22 protein-coding genes are annotated in these 20,112 nt (G+C 48.2%); 15 read left to right on the top strand and 7 right to left on the bottom strand.

From position 1 onward, the window contains the following. Positions 1-42: 42 nt before the first annotated feature. The 15 genes from ACFQZT_RS08840 to ACFQZT_RS08770 all read left to right on the top strand — a co-directional run bounded on the left by ACFQZT_RS08840 (position 43) and on the right by ACFQZT_RS08770 (position 14,017). The gene (locus ACFQZT_RS08840; protein WP_379298755.1) at positions 43-1,941 is read left to right on the top strand and encodes a glycosyltransferase family 4 protein; all 1,899 of its coding nucleotides are present in this window, start codon (positions 43-45) and stop codon (positions 1,939-1,941) included. Then, complete coding sequence (gene wecB / locus ACFQZT_RS08835; RefSeq protein ID WP_379298753.1) at positions 1,938-3,032, top strand: non-hydrolyzing UDP-N-acetylglucosamine 2-epimerase; 1,095 nt, start codon at positions 1,938-1,940, stop codon at positions 3,030-3,032. Before ACFQZT_RS08840 ends, wecB begins: the two co-directional genes overlap by 4 nt. Continuing rightward, the gene (locus tag ACFQZT_RS08830) at positions 3,022-4,008 is read left to right on the top strand and encodes a polysaccharide biosynthesis protein (RefSeq protein WP_379298751.1); all 987 of its coding nucleotides are present in this window, start codon (positions 3,022-3,024) and stop codon (positions 4,006-4,008) included. Before wecB ends, ACFQZT_RS08830 begins: the two co-directional genes overlap by 11 nt. After that, positions 4,005-4,838 carry a dTDP-4-dehydrorhamnose reductase family protein gene (locus tag ACFQZT_RS08825; RefSeq protein WP_379298749.1) on the top strand — a complete coding sequence of 278 codons (834 nt, stop codon included), beginning with the start codon at positions 4,005-4,007 and terminating at the stop codon, positions 4,836-4,838. The genes ACFQZT_RS08830 and ACFQZT_RS08825 overlap by 4 nt, the downstream gene beginning before the upstream one ends. Next, positions 4,835-5,752 carry an NAD-dependent epimerase/dehydratase family protein gene (locus ACFQZT_RS08820; RefSeq protein ID WP_379298747.1) on the top strand — a complete coding sequence of 306 codons (918 nt, stop codon included), beginning with the start codon at positions 4,835-4,837 and terminating at the stop codon, positions 5,750-5,752. Before ACFQZT_RS08825 ends, ACFQZT_RS08820 begins: the two co-directional genes overlap by 4 nt. Positions 5,753-5,781: 29 nt before the next feature. Next, positions 5,782-7,113 (top strand): peptidase G2 autoproteolytic cleavage domain-containing protein, encoded by a 1,332-nt coding sequence (locus ACFQZT_RS08815; protein ID WP_379298745.1) that lies wholly within the window; start codon positions 5,782-5,784, stop codon positions 7,111-7,113. A gap of 10 nt (positions 7,114-7,123) precedes the next feature. Beyond that, a complete protein-coding gene (locus ACFQZT_RS08810) occupies positions 7,124-7,825 on the top strand; it encodes a glycosyltransferase (RefSeq protein ID WP_379298743.1) in 702 nt (233 codons plus the stop codon). A gap of 26 nt (positions 7,826-7,851) precedes the next feature. Beyond that, complete coding sequence (locus tag ACFQZT_RS08805; protein ID WP_379298741.1) at positions 7,852-9,075, top strand: glycosyltransferase family 4 protein; 1,224 nt, start codon at positions 7,852-7,854, stop codon at positions 9,073-9,075. 4 nt (positions 9,076-9,079) lie between these two features. Beyond that, positions 9,080-9,262, top strand: coding sequence for a hypothetical protein (locus ACFQZT_RS08800; protein WP_379298739.1), 183 nt, complete (start codon positions 9,080-9,082; stop codon positions 9,260-9,262). A gap of 164 nt (positions 9,263-9,426) precedes the next feature. Then, positions 9,427-9,873, top strand: coding sequence for a hypothetical protein (locus ACFQZT_RS08795; protein WP_379298737.1), 447 nt, complete (start codon positions 9,427-9,429; stop codon positions 9,871-9,873). Positions 9,874-10,061: 188 nt separating this feature from the next. Continuing rightward, positions 10,062-10,778: a glycosyltransferase family 2 protein gene (locus ACFQZT_RS08790; protein WP_379298735.1), complete on the top strand. Its 717-nt coding sequence runs from the start codon at positions 10,062-10,064 to the stop codon at positions 10,776-10,778. A 5-nt stretch (positions 10,779-10,783) separates the two neighbouring features. Continuing rightward, on the top strand, positions 10,784-11,497 hold the full coding sequence (locus ACFQZT_RS08785) for a glycosyltransferase (protein WP_379298733.1): 714 nt from the start codon (positions 10,784-10,786) through the stop codon (positions 11,495-11,497). A gap of 46 nt (positions 11,498-11,543) precedes the next feature. Next, positions 11,544-12,971, top strand: coding sequence for a glycosyltransferase family 4 protein (locus ACFQZT_RS08780; protein ID WP_379298731.1), 1,428 nt, complete (start codon positions 11,544-11,546; stop codon positions 12,969-12,971). A 28-nt stretch (positions 12,972-12,999) separates the two neighbouring features. After that, the gene (locus tag ACFQZT_RS08775; RefSeq protein ID WP_379298729.1) at positions 13,000-13,575 is read left to right on the top strand and encodes a class I SAM-dependent methyltransferase; all 576 of its coding nucleotides are present in this window, start codon (positions 13,000-13,002) and stop codon (positions 13,573-13,575) included. 34 nt (positions 13,576-13,609) lie between these two features. Next, positions 13,610-14,017, top strand: coding sequence for a hypothetical protein (locus ACFQZT_RS08770; protein ID WP_379298727.1), 408 nt, complete (start codon positions 13,610-13,612; stop codon positions 14,015-14,017). Positions 14,018-14,059: 42 nt separating this feature from the next. Here the strand turns inward: ACFQZT_RS08770 and ACFQZT_RS08765 are convergent, their stop codons facing one another. The 7 genes from ACFQZT_RS08765 to ACFQZT_RS08735 form a co-directional block, all read right to left on the bottom strand. Further along, on the bottom strand, positions 14,060-15,286 hold the full coding sequence (locus ACFQZT_RS08765; protein WP_379298725.1) for a sialidase family protein: 1,227 nt from the start codon (positions 15,284-15,286) through the stop codon (positions 14,060-14,062). A gap of 18 nt (positions 15,287-15,304) precedes the next feature. After that, positions 15,305-15,679: a hypothetical protein gene (locus ACFQZT_RS08760; protein ID WP_379298723.1), complete on the bottom strand. Its 375-nt coding sequence runs from the start codon at positions 15,677-15,679 to the stop codon at positions 15,305-15,307. Between the two features lie 24 nt (positions 15,680-15,703). Continuing rightward, the gene (locus tag ACFQZT_RS08755; protein ID WP_379298721.1) at positions 15,704-16,768 is read right to left on the bottom strand and encodes a glycosyltransferase family 4 protein; all 1,065 of its coding nucleotides are present in this window, start codon (positions 16,766-16,768) and stop codon (positions 15,704-15,706) included. Between the two features lie 188 nt (positions 16,769-16,956). Beyond that, on the bottom strand, positions 16,957-17,364 hold the full coding sequence (locus ACFQZT_RS08750) for a hypothetical protein (RefSeq protein WP_379298719.1): 408 nt from the start codon (positions 17,362-17,364) through the stop codon (positions 16,957-16,959). Between the two features lie 180 nt (positions 17,365-17,544). Further along, positions 17,545-18,609, bottom strand: coding sequence for a glycosyltransferase (locus tag ACFQZT_RS08745; protein WP_379298717.1), 1,065 nt, complete (start codon positions 18,607-18,609; stop codon positions 17,545-17,547). A gap of 12 nt (positions 18,610-18,621) precedes the next feature. Beyond that, positions 18,622-18,981 carry a hypothetical protein gene (locus ACFQZT_RS08740; RefSeq protein ID WP_379298715.1) on the bottom strand — a complete coding sequence of 120 codons (360 nt, stop codon included), beginning with the start codon at positions 18,979-18,981 and terminating at the stop codon, positions 18,622-18,624. Between the two features lie 60 nt (positions 18,982-19,041). Further along, on the bottom strand, positions 19,042-19,959 hold the full coding sequence (locus ACFQZT_RS08735) for an NAD-dependent epimerase/dehydratase family protein (protein ID WP_379298713.1): 918 nt from the start codon (positions 19,957-19,959) through the stop codon (positions 19,042-19,044). Between the last annotated feature and the right edge of the window lie 153 nt (positions 19,960-20,112).

Genomic DNA, 20,112 nt, shown 5'->3' with positions numbered 1-20,112 from the left:
AGGTGAATTCCATACCTGTGATAATGAAACGGGTATGTGCATATGTCGACTCCACCTAGACCGAGAGCGTTACTATTTTCACATATCTGTAATCCGGATCATATTACAGGAGCGGAGAAACTGCTGCTCTTTACAATCCTGGAACTCGGGAGGCAGTACGACTGCACCTTAGTGGTGCCGAGAGAGGGGCTTCTGGCCGTTGAAGCAAGAAAGCATGGCATCAAGACGGTCATTCATTCATATCCGCTTTTATACGCAATGTATCAACCATCGCCTGAGCTGCCGAGTATGTTACAAACGATGCTTAAAAAGCCTGAATACGGCTCTTTACTCGATATCCTTTTGCTGCATGAGCCGGATGTTGTCATCACGAATACGTGTGTCAACATTTTACCTGCGGTTGCTGCCAAGAAGCTAGGAATCCCAGTCGTCTGGATGATTACGGAGACGATCCAGCTGAATGAAGCTACACCGTACGCGGTTGGATTCGTAGATCAATACTCGGATTGGATTGTCGGCATCTCCTATGCCACTTTGGAGCTATTCCAGACGATAGGACTCGATCATAAAAAGTTTAACATACCCCCTTCTTGGCGAACGGATGAGTATGACGTCAATCAATGGCCGGCAAGAAGGCAAATCACACGTGCCGATATGGGTATTCATGATGACGAAAAACCTATTATTGGCTATATTTCTTCCGACATTTACGCAAATAAAGGACTGGATCACTTTATTCAAATGGCTATTTCCGTCTGCCGCACCAACAATAACGCCCATTTTATGATTGCAGGGAAACCGGCTGATCCCGCTTATATGGAATCCTGCATCCAAATGATCCAACTCTCCGGTTATTCATCTCACTTCTCCTTCTTCTCTTTTAACCGAGATATCCAATCTCTCTACCCGGCCATGGATGTAGTTGTGATCCCAAGTTTAATGAACGAGGGGTTCGGATTAACTGCTCTTGAAGGGCTGATCTTCGGTAAACCTGTCGTTGCATATCGTTCAGGCGGACTGAGCGAAATACTGAACGCAACAGGCAATGGCGCTTTTCTGGCTAACAAAGGTGATGTTCAAGACCTGACAGTCAGGGTTCAGCAGCTATTATCCGATCGCTATCTTCGTCAGGGGGTTGGAGAACATAACAGTCAGGTTGTTAGGAAAGTGTTCGGGCTTGAGGCTTATCAATCCAGGCTGGAACACTTCCTTTCCCAAATCGGACCCCGCATCGAAGCAAGAGCTATAGCCTTGCAAAGCGCACCCAGGTTTCCGGATGGTTATCTCCTGAAAGGGAAATCTTCGAATACGGTTTTCCTCGTGGAGCAGGGTAAGAAGCGCCCCTTTTACAATATGGATGCTTTTCATTTCTACAAATTCAAGTGGCGTCGGGTAACTACTATTTCAGATGATAAGCTTGTGAATCATCCGACAGGAGGGGCAATTCGCGCTGAAGAGCCCTTTTTGCATCATGCGCCAGCGACTTATGTAGCTAAAGGATCGACGACAACCGTTTTTTTGCTGAAGCAAGGCGTCAAGTATCCATTTCCTTCGGTACGAGCGCTTAGACGCTATGGGTATGAGATGACGCAGGTTGTCACGCTGCCAGAAACGGCGCTCGCTGCTTATACATTTGGTGACTCGATTGCAGATGAGGGCGATCGTTCTGCAAGGGGACGTTTGCGGCGCAAGCGCAAGAGAAGGTTGATCGCGAAGAGAAAACTGATTATGAAGAGAAAGCTCAAGAAAAGGGTAAAGCTGCGCAAAGGCATACTCAAATCGGGTAAACGGGTTAAAAAGAAAACGACAGTTAGAAAACCAGTTTCCATGATGAAACTGAGTAGGTTGAAGCGTCTTAAACCTCGTGTTAGAAAAGCGGCATCCGCTGCGCGTAAAGCAAAGAAAAAGAGCATCGTGAAGAAGGGGGGAGGTAAGCGATGAAAATCGCGACGGTTTTGGGAACGCGACCCGAAATTATAAGGCTAAGTCGCATTATTCAGAAGCTGGATAAACTGGCAGAACGTCATGTGCTCATTCATACGGGACAAAATTTCACCTCTACCCTCAGCGACGTTTTTTTTGAAGAGCTTGGACTGCGCCAGCCTGATCATATGCTGCTGCACCAGCAAAGCACACTAGGAGGACAGCTATCTGTCCTATTTGCGGAGTTAGAACGTATTTTTACACGTGAACGTCCAGATAAGGTGCTTGTCCTTGGCGATACGAACAGTGCGCTCAGCGCCATCCTCGCCGAACGAATGGGTATTCCCGTCATTCATATGGAAGCGGGAAATCGCTGTTTCGATCTCGCCGTACCTGAAGAGAAGAATCGGAAGGTGATTGATGCGATATCTACGATCAATATGCCTTACACCCGTTATAGCCGGGATAATTTGCTTCGGGAAGGTGTTCCAAGCCACCGGATTATTGTAACCGGCAACCCGATTAACGAGGTCTTAACCCATTATAAAGAGCCGATCGAAAAAAGTGCGATTCTGGAAAAACTGAAGTTGGCAGGAGAACCTTATTTTCTTGTCACTACACACCGTGCTGAAAATGTAGATCATCCTGAACGATTGGCGCAAATTCTCAAGGGTCTTAATCTGGTCGCCGAAACCTTTGGTCATAAGGTCATTTGCAGCATTCATCCCCGAACGAAATCAAGGCTCGAACAAGATGCACAGGTAACGATGCACCCGCTCGTCGAGTTTCACGAGCCTTTTGGATTTTTTGATTTCGTCCACTTGGAGAAGCATGCTTTTTGCGTATTGACGGATAGCGGTACGGTCCAAGAGGAATGTTGTATCTTTCATGTGCCAACAGTGACGATAAGAACGACTACCGAACGGCCTGAGACTGTTGATTGCGGCAGTAATGTCGTATCCGGTCTTCGCGCTGAACAAATATTGAATGCGGTTCGGGTTATGGTCAATTTCCCAGCTGAGTGGCGCTGTCCGGACGGCTATTTAGATACGAATGTATCCCAAAAAGTCGTTAAATATTTATTAGGAGGTAAAGAGCATGTTTACTAATACGACTATTCTAGTCACAGGAGGGACTGGATCCTGGGGCTATGAGCTCATCGAACAGCTGCTTCCGGAAAATCCCAAAAAAATCATTATATTCTCTCGGAATGAATCCACTCAGGTTGCAATGAAACGAGCGTTTGATGATCCCAGACTCATCTTCTGTATCGGGGATGTAAGAGATAAAGAGGCTTTGATGAGAGCAAGTGAAAATGTCGATTATTTATTTCATTTGGCGGCGCTCAAGCATGTTCCTGTGTGTGAGGATCAACCTTATGAAGCATTAAAGACGAACGTGCTGGGAACGCAGAACGTCATTGAAGCGGCTATCGAGAACAAAGTGAAGAAAGTGATCAACATTTCGACCGATAAGGCTGCAAACCCGTCCAACTTCTACGGCATGACGAAAGCGATCGGCGAGAAGTTAATCGTATATGCCAATCTGTTAAGCTCGCATACGAAATTTGTGAACGTCCGCGGTGGTAATGTGCTGGGGACGAATGGCAGCGTCATTCACTTGTTCATGAAACAGCTTCAGGAAAAAAAACAAATCGGGATCACAGACAAAAATATGACGCGTTTCTTTATGACGAAAAAGGAAGCCATTAAGTTAATGCTCAGGGGAGCTGAAGCCGGTCAGGGCGGAGAGATATTCGTCATCACCATGCCTACTTGTAAAATTATAGATTTGGCTGAGGTGATGATCGAAGAGCTCGGAAAAGAGGATGTAGGAGTCATCGAGCTCGGTGTGCGCCCTGGGGAAAAGATCCATGAAATTTTGCTTTCCGAGTTTGAAAGCCAATTTACCGTATCCTATGACGATAAATATTTGATCATTTTGCCGACCATCGACATTCCCGGGCTCAAAGAGCATTATGCGAATTTAAAGAAAGTGCCTTATGCAAGCTTCAGTTCCGAAGGACCTCTTATGACGAAAGCGGAGATTAAAAAGATGCTCCTGAAAGGGGGGTTCCTGGGATGACAAGGAAGCTGCTTATCTTCGGCGGGCAAGGAATGTTAGGTCATTTACTGGTCCGTTTCTTGAGCGAATACGGCAGCTATCATATCCACTACACAACCAGGGATAAACAAGATCCGAAGGGACTTTACGTAGATGTTCGGGACCCCGTGCTCGTCGATAAAGTGATTGAAGCCGTGTCTCCCGACGTTATCATCAACTGCCTCGGCGTCCTCAACCGGTTTGCCGAAGAGAATCCGCAAGAGGCTTATTGGGTCAACGGTCTGATGCCTCACCGGATACGTGCAGCTGTTGAACGCGAAGGAGGCAAGCTGATTCATATTAGTTCGGATTGCGTATTTTCCGGAAGCCGGGGAGATTACAAGGAGAACGACGAACCGGAAGGCACGACGGTTTATGCCAGATCGAAAGCGCTCGGAGAGGTTATCGACTACCCGCACCTGACCATCCGGACGTCGATTGTCGGGCCGGAAATTCGCAAGCAAGGGATCGGCTTACTGCAATGGTTTTTGCGGCAGGAGGGTACTGTCAAGGGCTATACCCGTGTGATGTGGAACGGCGTCACGACATTGGAGCTGGCTAAAGCTATCCACTACGCGATTGAACATCCGGTTTGCGGGCTGCTTCAACTTACCGCACCGGAGAAGATAAGCAAATACGAATTGCTGCATTTATTTCAAGATGTTTTTGATAAACGGGACGTTGTGATCGTACCTGATGAGGAAATCTGTCTGGATCGAACGCTGGCGAATACCAGAGACGATTTCAATTATGTTGTAACGGAATATCCAACCATGCTCAGGCAGTTGGCGGATTGGATGCGATCTTCTTGAATACGAATGCGGAGAAAGGCACGATTCTTATTACCGGTGCAAACGGCTTTACGGGCAAGCATGCCTGCGCGTATTTTACCGCCAGTGGTATGAAGGTGATCGCGGTTGTCAGGAACAAGAACAGCTCAAGCGTTCAAGCCGATCAAGTTGAAGAATGCGATTTGACGAATCGGGTACAGGTCCTGCAGCTGATTCAGAGAACGATGCCGAGCTATGTGCTGCATTTGGCCGGAAGAAATTCGGTGCAAGATTCATGGGATGATCCGATCGCACATATGGATATGAATATGATGGCGACTCTGTATCTCTTGGACGTTCTGCGGAACGTTCCCGAATGCCGCATTGTCATTGCGGGATCGATGCTAAGCTTTGCGCCATCCGACAATCCGCGCCCTTCGCACCCCTATAGTCTAAGCAAAACGTTTCAAATGCTGGCTGCCCAATCATGGGCTCATTTATTTTGTCAACAAATTGTCGTGGCAAGGCCTTCCAATTTAATAGGTCCCGGACACTCCAACGGTCTTTGCGGGCTTTTGGCAAAGAAAGCGGTCAAGGTTGAAAGAGGCTTGGAGAACACACCCTTCCGACTCACTTCCTTGATTGAGGAACGCGATTATCTGGATGTGCGGGATGCAGTCAAAGCTTACTCGTATCTCCTACAGTTCGGAACTTCGGGAAAGGTCTATTCGGTAGGTTCTGGAAGCAATCGAACTATTCAGGATATTGTGATTGCCTTCCAGTCGACGATCGGTTGGGATTTGCCTTTAGAAACCGGGCATATCGAAGGCTATGTACCACCTCAACCCATAGAGCTGGCACCTATGACTGCCTTAGGGTGGAAACCGGAAATCTCTTTTGAATGCTCTATTGCGGATATTATCCGGTTCTATCGAGCCGAACCCATCATTAAGTAAGCATTTAAAGCGGAAAGGGTGATAGGTTAATGGCATGCAATCAAAATCCGTCAGGCACCTGCTCGACATCGGAAGGGTTTAATACGACGTCCAGCGGCCCTTCTTCACATGCGGAAGGCTCCAACACGACGGCCAGTGGAAATGCTTCTCACGCAGAAGGCGGAAGCACGCTCGCCAGCGGGGAGGGTTCTCATGCTGAGGGAATTGGCACAACCGCAAGTGCCCCGGCTGCTCACGCTGAAGGGTTCAACAGCATTGCCAACGGTAATGCCGCCCATGCGGAAGGAGGCAGCTGCACGGCCAGCGGATCGGCCGCCCATGCGGAAGGTCAGAACACAAGTGCGGGCGGCAATGCTGCACATGCCGAAGGGTTTCAGACAACAGCGACCAAAGATTCCGCACATGCCGAAGGTGCGCTGACCCAAGCGACTGCCGAGTCGGCCCATGCGGAAGGCGTCAGCACGATTGCCAGCGCCAATGCGGCTCATGCCGAGGGATTCTCGACGGTTGCCAATAAAGACGCAGCGCATGCCGAAGGAACTACAACGACGGCAAGCGGTGTCGCAGCGCATGCGGAAGGCGCACAGACGACAGCAAGCGGCAACGCCTCCCACGCTGAAGGGATCGGGACGCTTGCCAATGCCGAATCTTCCCATGCCGAAGGTTTGAATACAAGTGCAGGCGGATTTGCAGGGGCCCACATCATGGGCCGTAACGGCACCGCAACGGAAGCTTATTCCTGGTTTATCGGCAACGGAACGAGCACCGGCGCGCCCGGACTTGGTGCGAAATGGCTTGCTTCTTCCGGCAACATGTTTGTCGATGGCGCATTCGTACCGGGCGGAGCGGATTATGCCGAATTATTTGAAACGACAGACGGCATGCCGATCGAACCCGGTTATTTTGTGGCCGGCAGCGGGAAGAAAGTCCGAATCGCTGCTTCTGAGGACGACTACATCGTAGGGATTACGAGTGCGACCCCGGCCATTATCGGAGACAGCGGCGAAATGCATTGGCAGGGCAAATATGTCACTGACAGCTGGGGCAGGGTGCAATTCCATGAAGTCAGGTTGTCAGCGGAAATAGACGCAACAGGGAAGGAATGGATGCCGGCACGAACAGAGATGCAACCTGTTCTCAATCCGCGCTGGAATCCCCAGCAGGCGTATATGCCACGCTTAAAACGGCCGGAATGGGTCGCCGTTGGACTGCTGGGCAAGCTGCTCGTCCGGGACGACGGTACCTGCGAGGTTGACAGCTACTGCAAACCCAATCGCGATGGCATTGCCACGAAAACCGGTTCGGGATACCGGGTTCTGGAACGGACGGGGGATAACCAAATCTTAATTTTGTTCCGATAGAGGTGTAGTGATGCAACCTAGAGTATCGATCATCATTCCTTTTTACAACTGTCCCTATATCGAACATGCAATTCTTAGCGCACTGAACCAGACTTACCCGAATATCGAAATCATCGTCGTCGATGACGGGTCAACTATGCATACAGACAAAATAGCTCCGTTTCTTTCCCGTGTTCATTATTTGGGGAAGGCGAACGGAGGAACAGCTAGTGCGCTAAACTGCGGTATCCGATCCGCATCCGGAGCCTACATCGCTTGGCTTAGCTCCGACGATATGTTTTATCCGGATAAGATTGAGTGCCAGCTAAATTTCATGCTGGCCCATAATTCTTCCATCAGTTATACGGCCTTCGATGAAATAGACGCGCATAACCATGTGACGAATCGTAAAGCTGGAGCACGGTTTCCAAGCCAGGCCCAATTTATTCGTTCGCTGATCAACCTCGACCCTATTAACGGTTGTACCGTTATGATGAAGAAGAAGAAGTTATCGCGTATCGGCCTTTTTAACGAATCTCTTCGATATACGCACGATTACGATTTGTGGATTCGCTTTGTTTTAGGGAACGTGTATGTTCATTTTCTTGATCAGCCGCTGACGATGTACCGGTGGCATGAGGAAATGGGTACGCGCAAGCACTGGCCGGCTATCCAGCAGGAAATTGCTTATGTTCAGGGTTTATATAAAGTACGGCTTGAAGCTTACGCTTAGCAGCTTCGTTACAGGGAGGGTATTTCGTGAAAATTTTGCTGGCCACATACTGGCTGCTTCCCCATCTTGGAGGCGTATGGCCGTATATGAAACAAATTAAGCAAAGATTGGAGGCATTGGGACATAGCGTAGATATGATGGGAAATAGCCCCGATTTTACCAAGTTCCATATGGTATCCGATCAACGCGAGATCGCGAAGGATCTCTTGAAGCCTTTGCTGTTCGCGAAGCTCGATGCTTCGACATTTCCTGATTTGAATTTCGATCGATGGGTCTACGATATTGAAATAGACCGCTATTCGATGGAACTGTCAGCGGCCTTTTTCGGCATGGACCAATACGATCTGATCCATACCCAGGATGTCATTTCTGCGCGTGCACTTAGCCGAGTAAAGCCGAAAAAAACGCCGCTTATCGCTAATATCCACGGTTCGATTGCCAGAGAGGTGATGCTTGCGGTCTATAATCAAAGCCCGAACCGTGAATTGCAGAAGCTGCCAATCTGGAACTATTACAGAACGATGGAATATTACGGCGCCACCTCGGCAGACATCACCCTGACTTCGACGCATTGGCTGAAAAACCTGATGGTCCAGGATTATGGTGTCCCGGCAGCAAGCATCGACGTCTTCCAATACGGGCTGGATACGGCCACCTTCTGGGAGAGATATTCGGCAGGCACTGACTTACAGAAGCCGCCTGGTAAAAAATTGATCATCTGTCCGGCACGATTGGTGTTTATTAAAGGGATTGAGGTATTGCTGTCAGCACTCGGCTTGGTAAAACAGTCTCGCTCCGACTGGGTTTGCTGGATTGTGGGGGAAGGGGAGTTAAAGGGGGCGCTCGAAAAACAGGCGGCATCCCTTGGCTTGCAAAACGATGTACAATTTATCGGATATCGTGACGATGTTCCTGCTTTGCTCGGATTAGCAGATATATTCGCGCTGCCGAGCATTCAGGATAATCAGCCATTTTCCGTCATGGAGGCGCAAGTTTTCGGGCTGCCTTCGGTCGTCTCCGATGCAGGAGGGTTGCCGGAAATGGTCGAGCACGGCAAGACGGGGCTGGTTTCCCCTGTAGGGGATGCGAATGTGATGGCGGACCATCTTAACTTGCTGCTTCAGGACGATGCGTACCGGCAAATGTTGGGCGCAAACGCCAAAGTATGGGGAGAATCGCATTGGTCGCTGGATCTTATGATTACACGTTTGCTGGACGTTTATCAAAAAGCGATGGGAAAGGTGGTTTGAACAGGTGGAATCTTTTAAAGTCATCGGTGATCTTTACAATAGGCTTTTTTTGGTACAAACATCCAATCCGGACGTATTGGTAGATTACGTGGTTTGGAACAAAATCAAAACTTCTCTGCCTAAGGACTACAGGCTTCCTGATGCTCCTTTTGTAGAAACGTTCTCCAAAGCATTAATTAAGGAATAAGAATCCTTTTGGAAAAGCAGGGTCGACCTATGGTCCGGCCCTTTTTAGATTTGAAGAGAGTTAATTCTATCTATCTTTATACAAATCAACGCATGTCCATGACCGTATTCATAGATTTGGCATTTAATATAGGGTAACACATTCCAAGTAAAGGAGATGATTGAATGGCAACTGTTCTTGATTTTCGTTCGAATGAAGCTGCACAAGGTACTTTTGCATTACCAATTACGTTGACAACAGGGGTTGAAGTTTTCTTAACTTCGATCACGCTTAACATTTCGGCAACGACCAATGAATCTGTATTTTGGTCTACTGTCGGATGGCAAGGCGATACCATAGCTTTGACACCGGCAAATCCAACGCTGACTTTCAGAATTCGCCGTGGCAGTCCGAGCGGAGCTATTATTTTTGAAACGAATGACTCTCAACTTATAGGCCTTGGCGCTATTTTGTCTACGGTTCGTACTTTTTCAAGTGTCCATACGGATTTATCGCAGCCTCCTTTTGTCGTCGGCACTACGCAAACCTACTTTTTGACTGTCGTATTAAGTGGTATAGGAAGCGCATCGATAATAGGTCCAGTTAACTTAACCGGATTTGTAATGGGTTAATTATTGTTTATTCTATGAATATGAAGGGGCTGTCGCTAGGTCGATCATAGACTTGGGACAGCCTCTTCGCTCTCTTCATAGCAAATGTATGATTGCCATAGGGCAACTATCGTTCCCATTGGTAGGGCTGTCTAATATATTGGTCTAGGGGGAGTTATTGAAAGTCTGCCTCTAAGGAGGAGGATTGCATGCAGTCCAAAGTATCGATCATCATTCCATTCTTCAACTGCCCGTATGTCGATCAAGCGATCATCAGCGCTTTAAATCAAACTTATTCAAATATAGAGATTATCGTCGTTGATGACGGTTCCACCATGCACACCGATAAGATCATACCCTTTAGAGAGCGTGTGTATTATCTCGGCAAAAGCAACGGCGGGACGGCCAGCGCATTAAATCACGGGATTCGGCACGCTTCGGGAGATTATGTGGCGTGGCTCAGTTCCGATGATATATTTAAACCCGATAAAGTAGAGAAGCAGTTAGCGTTCATGCAGGCAAACCTGGCGATGATCAGCTATACCGCATTTGATGAAATCAATGCAGATACTCAACTGCTTAACTGTTCTGCGGGAAAACGTTTCCGGACTTATATCGATTTCGTGAAGAGCTGGCTGCAAACAGATCCCATCAACGGTTGTACGGTGATGATGCATAAGCAGATATTTTCGCTTGTCGGGTATTTCGATGAAGCCATGCTGTATACGCACGATTACGACCTTTGGCTGCGCATTTTGTTAAATCGGGTGCCAATCCATTTTCTGGACGACTCTTTAACCCTATATCGTTGGCACGAACAAATGGGGACCAAAAAATACTGGCCAGCCATCGAAAACGAAATTCAATTTACTAAAACAAAATACCGTGAACAATTACTGGCGCTAATTGCCGAAATGGGGGGGTGAAGGCATTGTTTCCAAAGGTTACGGTGGTCATACCTTTTTACAATTGTCCTTATGTCGATGAAGCGATTCAGAGCGCACTGGATCAGACCTATTCCGATGTAGAAATTATCGTTGTCGATGACGGTTCGACGACCTACACCGACAAAATCGCCCCTTTCAAAGACCGGATCCGTTACCTCCGTAAAGCCAATGGGGGCACGGCAAGCGCACTGAATCATGGAATTCGTCACGCAACCGGACAGTATATAGCTTGGCTCAGTTCCGACGATTTGTTTCATCCGGACAAGATCGTCAGGCAGTTGTCGTTTATGCTGGCGCAAGATGCATGGGTCAGTCATACCAACTATGATTTGGTCAACGCTCTAAACGAAACCATAGAATCTTCCGCTGGCCGCAGTTATGTTTCAAGACTCGAATTTCGCAGAGCCTTTTTAAAGAGTGTTCCTGTGCACGGATGTACGGTCATGACCAAAAAAGAATTGTTCGAGCATGTCGGGTTTTTCAACGAACATCTGCTTTATACGCAGGATTATGAAATGTGGATCAGAATTGTATTGTCTCCCTTCGAATTCCATTATTTACAGGAATCGCTGACCCGTTTCCGCTGGCATGGAGGCAATGGCACGCTCCTTCATCAAGCCGGAATGGAGAAGGAAGTCAGGTATATACGTGAAACGTACAGCCCCTTGATCCTTAATTTGTTACAGAAAAATGTGTAGGAACTGCACCAAAGCGAGAATGCCACACCGGGAAAGAAGGTGACACATGAGAGTACTGCTTGCAACTTACTGGCAACTGCCATATGTAGGCGGGATATCGACTTACACGGAGCAGCTCAAACAAAGGCTTGAAGCCATGGGGCACGTGGTGGACATACTGGGGAACGGTATCGACCGATTCCATATACTTCATAATTACCGTGCTATCGGTAAAGAGAAGATCATGCCTATGTTACATGCGAAATTGCATGCTCAAATCGCTCCGTACTTGCATCATAATGTTACGGTCCTGCATTCGGAATTCGATCGGTACTGTCTTGAATTATCGGCAGCATACCTTGGTTTATATCAATACGATGTGATTCATTGCCAGGACATTCTATCGACGAGAGCTCTAAGTCGCATAAAGCCGAAAACGACACCGTTGATCGCCAGTATTCACGGTTGCGCCGCCAGAGAGGTGCTGATTGACCAATCGAAGTATTATCCAGAAGAAATGATCAAAAGCTCGTTTGTCTGGGATTACTATTCGAGCATGGAACGTTATGGTATTGCCTCCAGCGATATCGCTACCACATCCTCAAATTGGTTGAAGCATTTGCTTGTTAACGAATTTTCCGTCCAATCCGAGAAAATCACAGTCTTCCCATATGGAATGGATATTCCGGCTTTTCTTCAAAAAATGGAGGTTGGCTATCCCGTTGAACGACCGATCGGGAAGAAAGTGATCATTTGCACTTGCCGCCTTGAACATATCAAAGGCGTACATCATTTGCTCCATGCCTTGGCTATCGTTAAAGCACTCCGGGACGATTGGGTCTGCTGGATCGTAGGTGACGGACAGCAAAACGGAAATCTCCAGCAGCTTGCTTCCGATCTTGGTCTGCGGCAGGACGTGCTTTTTCTAGGGAAAAGGGACGATGTTCCTTTTTTGTTGCGGCATTCCGATCTATTTGTACTGGCAAGCCTTCAGGATAACCAGCCTTTTTCCGTTATGGAAGCGCAAATTGCCGGCTTGCCGGTCATTGTATCCGATGCGGCCGGACTTCCTGAAATGGTCCATCACGGTCAAGACGGATTGATTTTTCCGAGTGGAAACTGCGATGCGCTGGCGAGTCATATTGTCGCATTATTGCAAAATGACAACTACCGGCGGATGTTGGGAGAGCTTGGCAGGCAACGGGGAATGAAGAGCTGGTCGATTGATACGATGGTTGAGCGCTTGCTGTACTGTTATGAGCTGGCCAAGAGCAAGTATCCCAACAAGGAAAAAGTTCATTCCCAGCGGAAACCGGACGTGCCGGAAACCGCAGGACAGAATGTTATGGGGGATACTTACAATCGGCTGTTTGCCGATCCGGTGTCCATTCCCGATCTTACTGTTGACGGCTTTATTTGGAACAAGCTGCGCGATGCCCTTCCGACAGATTACTTGCTGCCGGATCAGGACTTCCTGGCGTCTTTAAAGAAATAGGTACTACCATTTTGGAGGGGGTGGAAGAATGATTTCCGAAACGGACAGCAAGGATTTGTCGGCGAAGCTGAAGGAATTGATCGATCGGCAAGGCTACAGTCTGCTTGATGTCGGATGTGGGCTGTGCTTGTCGACGGACTTTGAATGCCCGGTCCTCGTCGGGATTGATGTGCATCGGCCTTATTTGGTCAATCGCGTTAACCGTTCTGCCAGTTTGATTCCGCTTCATATGGATGCAAGAGAGATGCATCGCTACTTTTTGCCCAAGACGATTTCCCTGATCCTCTTCAATGATACACTGGAACACTTTCATAAATTTGAAGCATTGAATCTGTTGAAACAAGCGGAGGAAATTGCTGTAAAGCGGGTCATCATCTTTACCCCAAGAGGCTTTTTTCCGCAAGAAGGGTACGATTATTTTCAACTGCAGGGCGAGATATTTCAAAGCCACCGCAGCGGTTGGGAGCCCGAGGAATTGGTGCAGCTGGGCTATCAGGTTCTTGTATTTAAGGATTTCCACGACGCAAGCAATGTATCGTTTCGCCAAGCGTACGGGGAAGATCATCCTCCTGTCGATGCGCTGTTGGCCTGGAAAGATTTATAAAAGAGGAGTTCTTCCGTAAAAAAGGAGTGCGCGAATGTTCAACATCGTCGATTTCGGCAGAAGCGTGCCGGCCCAATTTGTTTCCTCCATCGCCCCTATACTGATCGTTGGCGCGCCGAGCAGTATCACCATCGCACAATTCGGCCTGCTTGGGCAGCAAGGCGGGCAAGTGCTGCTTAATGCCACGGTAGGCACACAAGCCACATTAGGCCAGCCCGATTTATTGTACCGCATATTCCGGGGGAATACGCTTATTTTTACGTTAAGCGCAGCTTCGGTTCAAGCCGGAGAGTTCAGTGAAGCATCCTTCACTTATGTGGATTCCGTCGCCTCCGGATATTTCGCTTACAGCCTTAACGTCGAGATGCTCAATTCCACCGAAACGAATCAGGCATTTGTTGTTGGTCCGATCGTTTTCAGCGGACTTTCCCTTGCTCCGTAACATATGCTCACAACAAAGGGCTGCCCATCGGGCAGCCCTTTGTCAAGTGCCGAAATAAACGTCTAGCTTACCGGTTGGCGGCGTCGTTGCCGCCCAAACTGCCGCCAGCGTTTGAGGCTTAATGACGGAGGCGGTAATGTAGTCGCCGATCAAATCAAAACTGTCGGGATCAAAGGACGTTTGCGTCACTCTCCGATTCGTGAAGCTGGTGCCGCCATTAAGCGACTCAGCCACAAATACGTCCAGCAGAGGTGGGTTGAGCCTATTCGTGTAATAAACGACAAATACTGCCCCGGTATACGGGGAGACGGTTACAAAAGGAAAAAAATTCTGGGAGCCGGCAGGAGCGCCGGTAATGCTTAACGGCGTTGACCACAGCAGCCCGTCTTGGGATATCGTAAGAAAAACATCGGAATACCCTTGCCGGTTATCCTGCCAGACCGCATAGATGTTCCCCCTAAAAGGCCCTGCCGAAACATCCGTACCCAGGCTCGCCAAGGTCAGAACGCGAAATGTGTAACCGGGAAGCGGTGTCGGCACGAGGACAACATCGGCTACTTTAGCGGGAAGCTGATTGATATCAGGCTGAAAGGCAACTCCGCCGTTCAAAGAGCGCCGGATTAGAAATACGGGGGCTGTCGGCCCTGTTAAAATCCATCCCACATAGACTTCGCCGGTCAGTCCAACGGAAATGGCGGCGCGATTCTGTATGCCGAACGGCTCCGAAATCCGGATCGGTTCCTCCCAGGTTAATCCTGCATCCAGCGATCTCCGAAAAAAAATCGCCGCGTTTCCGCTGCCGAATTCAAAATCGAACAAGGGCACGTACGTGATGTAACTGAATCCCAGAAATGGACTGGAAGGAGAACTATCGGTGGCGATGAAAGGGATGTCATAATGAACGACGGTGCCATATCCTCTGGAGACGAGGATCGGAGGGCTGAAGGTCGCACCGTCGTCAACAGAGCGGTAAACGAAAATGCTTCCATCCTGAAATCCGTTAAAGGCATGGGCGCAAACAAGAAACGTATTCGGCAGCGTATAATCGATGAACCCGGCTTCCATTCCCGCAAATCCGGCCGGAAGCGGCAGCACGCCGGTAGCGAAGGTGTTGCCTCCGTCGACGCTCCGGTAGATTCCGATTTGCGTAGAGCCTGTTGAGGTGTCGACAGCGACGACGTTGATAATGTTGGGATTCAAAACACTCACAGCAATGGATGGCTCATGGTGAGCGCCAGGAACGCCGGCTGTGATGTTCACAACGGCCATGTTAATGATCCCCCCTTTTCAGGTTACGTTGCTTAATTGATCGATCAGGGTCAGTTCAGGGGTCAGGACTCGCTGAGAGGGGACTAAATTACCAAACTGATCTACGCCGACGATACTGACAGCAACGTTCGTGGCACTGAAATAATCAATCTGGACTTCATAGGCAAACGCATTGACTAGCGTATAGGTCTTAAAGAACATTTTCAAGGGACCCAGATTAACGAGATCCTGACCGGCCGGCAATCGCGTAAAAGAAGGAAAGACAACACGGAACACAATCACTTCCAGGTTGGCTTGAAATTGGGGATTATCGTTGATAGCCCCGACAATGACCGATCTCGCTATGGGATCGCCCGTTGTTTGGTTTAGCATGAGTCCTGTCGTGAATGCCACAGAGCAGAGCACCGCCTTCCTCTTTTAGAACTCGCCAAGCTGCCCTAGCATCGACACAAAGTTGCGGCAGTAGGCGTCAGGCGAAAAATGTTGTTCGATATGCTGCCTGGCTTGCGTCTTTAGGGCTTCTCTCGGCTGTGGGTTCATGAGTAAAAAGTTTCCTGCCTGCACAGCTTGGTTGATATCGCCTTGTTCATACATCATTCCCGTTATCCCGGGCAGCAAAAAGCTTCTGTTGCCATCGGAGTCCGAGCTCAGAACGGGACAGCGGCAGCACATCGCCTCCACCATGGCATAGCCGAATCCTTCGGTGACGGAGGTGGAAAGCAGGAAGCCTCCAGAGTCCCCGATCATCGAGTAATAATCGCGCATCTGTAGGTTGGGCACATTCGACCACCGGACGACATGACCGGCAAGCTCCGGCTGGTTCAGCGCATTTTCATACTGCTCTTTCTCGTCTCCCATATAGGAATCCTCAAACAGCCACAGCTTCAAACCCGAATAACTCGCGACCAATTGTTTGAAGATGTCCAGCATGGCTTGCCAATTTTTGTTAGGGTCCGCCCGCCCTACCCAACCGACCACAGGATAAGGGAGCGTCGGATGCCGCTGATAAGTAAAAGTCGTGCTGTCTATGCAATTATGGAAGCAAAAATGCGGAAAAGCCGGATAGTATTTGGCGAATAACTCCATGAGGTGCAGGGTTTTCGGGTAGAGCAGCGCATTTGCTTGATTGGTAATGTAAGGAATTGCATTAAAGAGTAAATAAGGGACCGCATCTTTCGTCCCTAATCCTTGAGCTTCGAAAATAATCGTCTTCGAATAACCCATTTGTCGCAGCCTGGGCAGCAAATAATAGTTGGAGGTGACAATAAGAGCGTCATACTGCTCCTGTTGCATTAAATTTCCTATAGAGATGTCGTCCGTCATTACGTAGGTGCGGATGCCCTCGATATTTTGCAGCCCTGCGCCATGTTCCAAATATAGCAAGTGGCAGTCGATTCCGTGCTGTTGAAGAGCTTTGGTTCTTTGACGATTGAGTGTTTCCATGCCGCCGCTCGGCGTATAGAAAATAAACAGCACTTTCATTCGATCGCCACCCATATGGTTAAAATATGAAACTAATCTAAATTTCATGAAACAAATTGTTTGCATTTTATATTATCATACGTAGATCATACGCGAATTGTACAAGACAGTTATACGGGATTTCATCCATCAATTAAAAAAGACAGCCGCTATAAGCCGCTGTCTTCCTCATGGTTGCGATAAAAGAATTAAAGCAAAGATATTCCGCTTAAGGTAATAGGACCGATAACGTTAGCCTGATTGGAAGCAATGGAGTTCTGAATCTCCGCTGTAACGCTATAAGCGTAATAACCGTTTACTCCGACGACATCCGTATACGAAAAACCGGCCTCATCGAATTTGCCCGCTTGCAGATCGGAAGATTTAACGGTAAAAATCGGTGTATTGCCGCGGAGAATCGTGTATAAGATGTCTGGCTGGCCTAAGGTCGCTTGTGTCCCGACAGTACCTTCCAAGACAACTTGTCCGCCTGCAAATACAGATAAACCGAATTCCGCAAGTTTCACACTGCTTGGCGAAGCGGGTATTGCAATGGAGACAGATGAAGCGAATTGGGCTGCGTTACTTTTCCCGAAGTCTTGAATTGTAAATGACATGTTGTTTCACCTCCTCTCTTTCATTAGCAGTATATGCCGAATCTATGATTTCGCGTGGTTGGATATAATAGTTTGAGGTCTATTTCTATCATAGTTTCATAGTTTGATCCAATTGCATAAAAAGCCTCCATTTCCTTGCAAACCAACCGGTTCACAGCGAATGAAGGCTCATTTTTATGATTAAACAGATTGAAGCATGTGCGTAAAATGGATGCAGTACAGATCCGGATTGAAATAGGTTTGCACATGATGTTCTGCGGTCGAACGGATGTGCTCCCTGAGGTGCGTATTTCTCATCAGCTCTAAAGCTTCTTTCACCGCATCGCTCAAATTACCGCGTTCGTAGTATTTACCGGTTTCGTTATGATATATGGAGTTCGATACGCCGTCTGAATTTGTCGTCAACACGGGACAGCGGCAGCTCATGGCTTCCAATATCGAGTAGGGCTGTCCTTCCACGACGGAAGTCGAGCAGAGGAAGCCGCCAGAGTCTCCGATAATCGAAAGGAAATGTTCCATTTCCGCATGCGGCACGTTGGAGAAAAGCTGAAGATGGGTACCAAGCCCCAGCTGCTGCACAAGTTCGTAAAAAGCTTGACGTTCCTCCGGTTGTGAAAGGTTGGCATCTTCGAACATCCACAGTAGCAAAGTAGGGTCATAGTTTCGGATCAGTAGTGAACCGATTTGCAGAAATTCCCGCCAGTTCTTGTTGGGCTCTATGCGGCCCATCCATGCCATAACCGGGCGTGGATGTTGAGGACAAGGACGATACCGGAATTGACCGGCATCAAAGCAATTATTGAACAAAAATTTCGGAGTAAGCGGATAAAACTCTTGAAATAATGCGGTAATATGCGGTGTATTTGGATTTATTAGGCCGTTGGCGTAAGCAATAACGTATGGCTGAGCGTTAAACAGCTCTTTTCTGGCTGTTTCTTTGGAGCCGAGACCTTGTATCTCCAAAAACATTTTGCCGGTAAAGCCCAAGTTACGGAGGAACTGCAGCGAATAATAGTCGGTTGTCACGATTACAGCGTCATACTGCCCATTGTCAAGGATCTGTTTGATCTCAATGGGGTTACTGGTGACAAACGTCGGTGTACCGCCAGCATTTTGCATGCCGGAGCCGTTTTGATAATAAAGACAATGACCGTTAACACCGTGTCTGCGCAGCGCGAGGCACCGTTGTCGGTTCAACGTATCCATGCCCCCGCTGGCGATGTAATACACGAATAAGACGTTCAACAGCCTCTCCCCCTAATCCAGAATGGAGAAATGCTGCTGGGTGAAGATTGCAATGACGGATCCGTTATTTTTGGCAAAGAGCGTAACCGCTGTTTTGCTGGCATCGTTAATGTTTGTAACGAGCTGTAGGGAAAACGGACCGAAATTCGTAGGGACTTCGTTGACGATTACCTTGGAATTAGACCCTGAAGAGGCAGGGTACATATGGTGCAGTTTAAGCGTATTCGCCCCAGCTTTACTTTCCCCTTGAATCAAAATATCGAACTCGTCTTCTCCCTGATTTTCTACCCTCAAATCGAAAGCTTGAATATATCGAGAATCCGCAGGAGCACCCTCATAAGCAATAAATTGAAAAATAGACGTAGCCTTCACCCTCTTTCGTTTTCTTCAATATATTACGTTTTATGGGGAAGATCTGTACAAGACAGTTCACTATTCTTCAAGTGAATAAGAACGGTAAGTTTCTTCTAAGCCTAAAGGAATATCATAGCTAGGTTCCCACTCCAGACACTCGAGCGCTTTACGATTATCGAGGCAGCTATGTTTGATGTCTCCGTCTCGCGCCGAAACATGGATAACGGGAAGCGCCGTACCGTGAAATCCTGTCAGCAGATGTACTAAATTGTTGATGGATGTTCGGTTCGCCGTGCTGACATGAATGATTTCCTGCCCGCCGTTCCGCGTAGCGGCAATATTGGCACGGACCACGTCTTTGACATAAACGAAGTCCCGGCTTTGCTCGCCATCGCCATGGATGGTCAGAGGCACCCCTTTTTGGATCCGTTCCATAAAAACGGCGACAACGCCGCCTTCTCCTTTGGCTGTTTGCCTTGGGCCATAGACATTTCCGTAACGAAGAATGGTATAGGGCAGTCCGTAAAGCTGATGGAATACGCGAATGTAGGATTCTGCAGCTAATTTCGATAAACCGTAATAGGAAATCGGGATAGCCGGATCGGTTTCCGCGATCAGCTCTTTTTGCAAGTTTCCGTACACGCCCGAAGTTGAAGCAAAAACGAATTTACTCACGGCTGCGTCGCGACATGCTTCAAGCAGGCGGATTGTGCCGATAAGATTAGTCATCGCGTCGTACGCCGGATTTTGAATCGAACGCTGCACATCGGCTTGGGCTGCAAGGTGAAAAACGAAGTCGGGACGGATATCTGCGATAAGAGGCTTTATATGTTCGCTGCTGATGTCTTCCATGTAGAGTTTCGCTTGCGGATTCAAATATTTGATTTTCCCTGAGCTCAGATTATCGATGACATGGACTTCGAATTGCCTGGCAAGAAGTTCATCCACAAGGTGTGAGCCGATAAAGCCGGCGCCTCCTGTAACGATAGCTTTCATGTTGTTTTCCTCTCCTCCTGGTAGTCTACATTATCTTACGTAGAGCAGAAGAAAGCGGTACAAGACAATGGCTAAATAGGCTGTACTGATGCCTGTTTGGCGGCCCTCATTCATTTAACGCTCAAAGCATCTGGAATATATTCCCCGATGATC

This window comes from Paenibacillus sp. GCM10027628, from assembly GCF_042676385.1.
Classification (GTDB): Bacteria; Bacillota; Bacilli; order Paenibacillales; family NBRC-103111; genus Paenibacillus_E.
This window is presented reverse-complemented; position numbering and strand designations above follow the sequence as displayed.

What these genes read in the sequence shown, in the direction of transcription:
- ACFQZT_RS08840 (WP_379298755.1), top strand. Translation starts at nt 43, where the DNA reads ATGTCGACTCCACCTAGACCGAGAGCGTTACTATTTTCACATATCTGT.
- wecB (WP_379298753.1), top strand. Translation starts at nt 1,938, where the DNA reads ATGAAAATCGCGACGGTTTTGGGAACGCGACCCGAAATTATAAGGCTA.
- ACFQZT_RS08830 (WP_379298751.1), top strand. Translation starts at nt 3,022, where the DNA reads ATGTTTACTAATACGACTATTCTAGTCACAGGAGGGACTGGATCCTGG.
- ACFQZT_RS08825 (WP_379298749.1), top strand. Translation starts at nt 4,005, where the DNA reads ATGACAAGGAAGCTGCTTATCTTCGGCGGGCAAGGAATGTTAGGTCAT.
- ACFQZT_RS08815 (WP_379298745.1), top strand. Translation starts at nt 5,782, where the DNA reads ATGGCATGCAATCAAAATCCGTCAGGCACCTGCTCGACATCGGAAGGG.
- ACFQZT_RS08810 (WP_379298743.1), top strand. Translation starts at nt 7,124, where the DNA reads ATGCAACCTAGAGTATCGATCATCATTCCTTTTTACAACTGTCCCTAT.
- ACFQZT_RS08795 (WP_379298737.1), top strand. Translation starts at nt 9,427, where the DNA reads ATGGCAACTGTTCTTGATTTTCGTTCGAATGAAGCTGCACAAGGTACT.
- ACFQZT_RS08790 (WP_379298735.1), top strand. Translation starts at nt 10,062, where the DNA reads ATGCAGTCCAAAGTATCGATCATCATTCCATTCTTCAACTGCCCGTAT.
- ACFQZT_RS08780 (WP_379298731.1), top strand. Translation starts at nt 11,544, where the DNA reads ATGAGAGTACTGCTTGCAACTTACTGGCAACTGCCATATGTAGGCGGG.
- ACFQZT_RS08775 (WP_379298729.1), top strand. Translation starts at nt 13,000, where the DNA reads ATGATTTCCGAAACGGACAGCAAGGATTTGTCGGCGAAGCTGAAGGAA.
- ACFQZT_RS08770 (WP_379298727.1), top strand. Translation starts at nt 13,610, where the DNA reads ATGTTCAACATCGTCGATTTCGGCAGAAGCGTGCCGGCCCAATTTGTT.
- ACFQZT_RS08765 (WP_379298725.1), bottom strand. Translation starts at nt 15,286, where the DNA reads ATGGCCGTTGTGAACATCACAGCCGGCGTTCCTGGCGCTCACCATGAG.
- ACFQZT_RS08755 (WP_379298721.1), bottom strand. Translation starts at nt 16,768, where the DNA reads ATGAAAGTGCTGTTTATTTTCTATACGCCGAGCGGCGGCATGGAAACA.
- ACFQZT_RS08750 (WP_379298719.1), bottom strand. Translation starts at nt 17,364, where the DNA reads ATGTCATTTACAATTCAAGACTTCGGGAAAAGTAACGCAGCCCAATTC.
- ACFQZT_RS08735 (WP_379298713.1), bottom strand. Translation starts at nt 19,959, where the DNA reads ATGAAAGCTATCGTTACAGGAGGCGCCGGCTTTATCGGCTCACACCTT.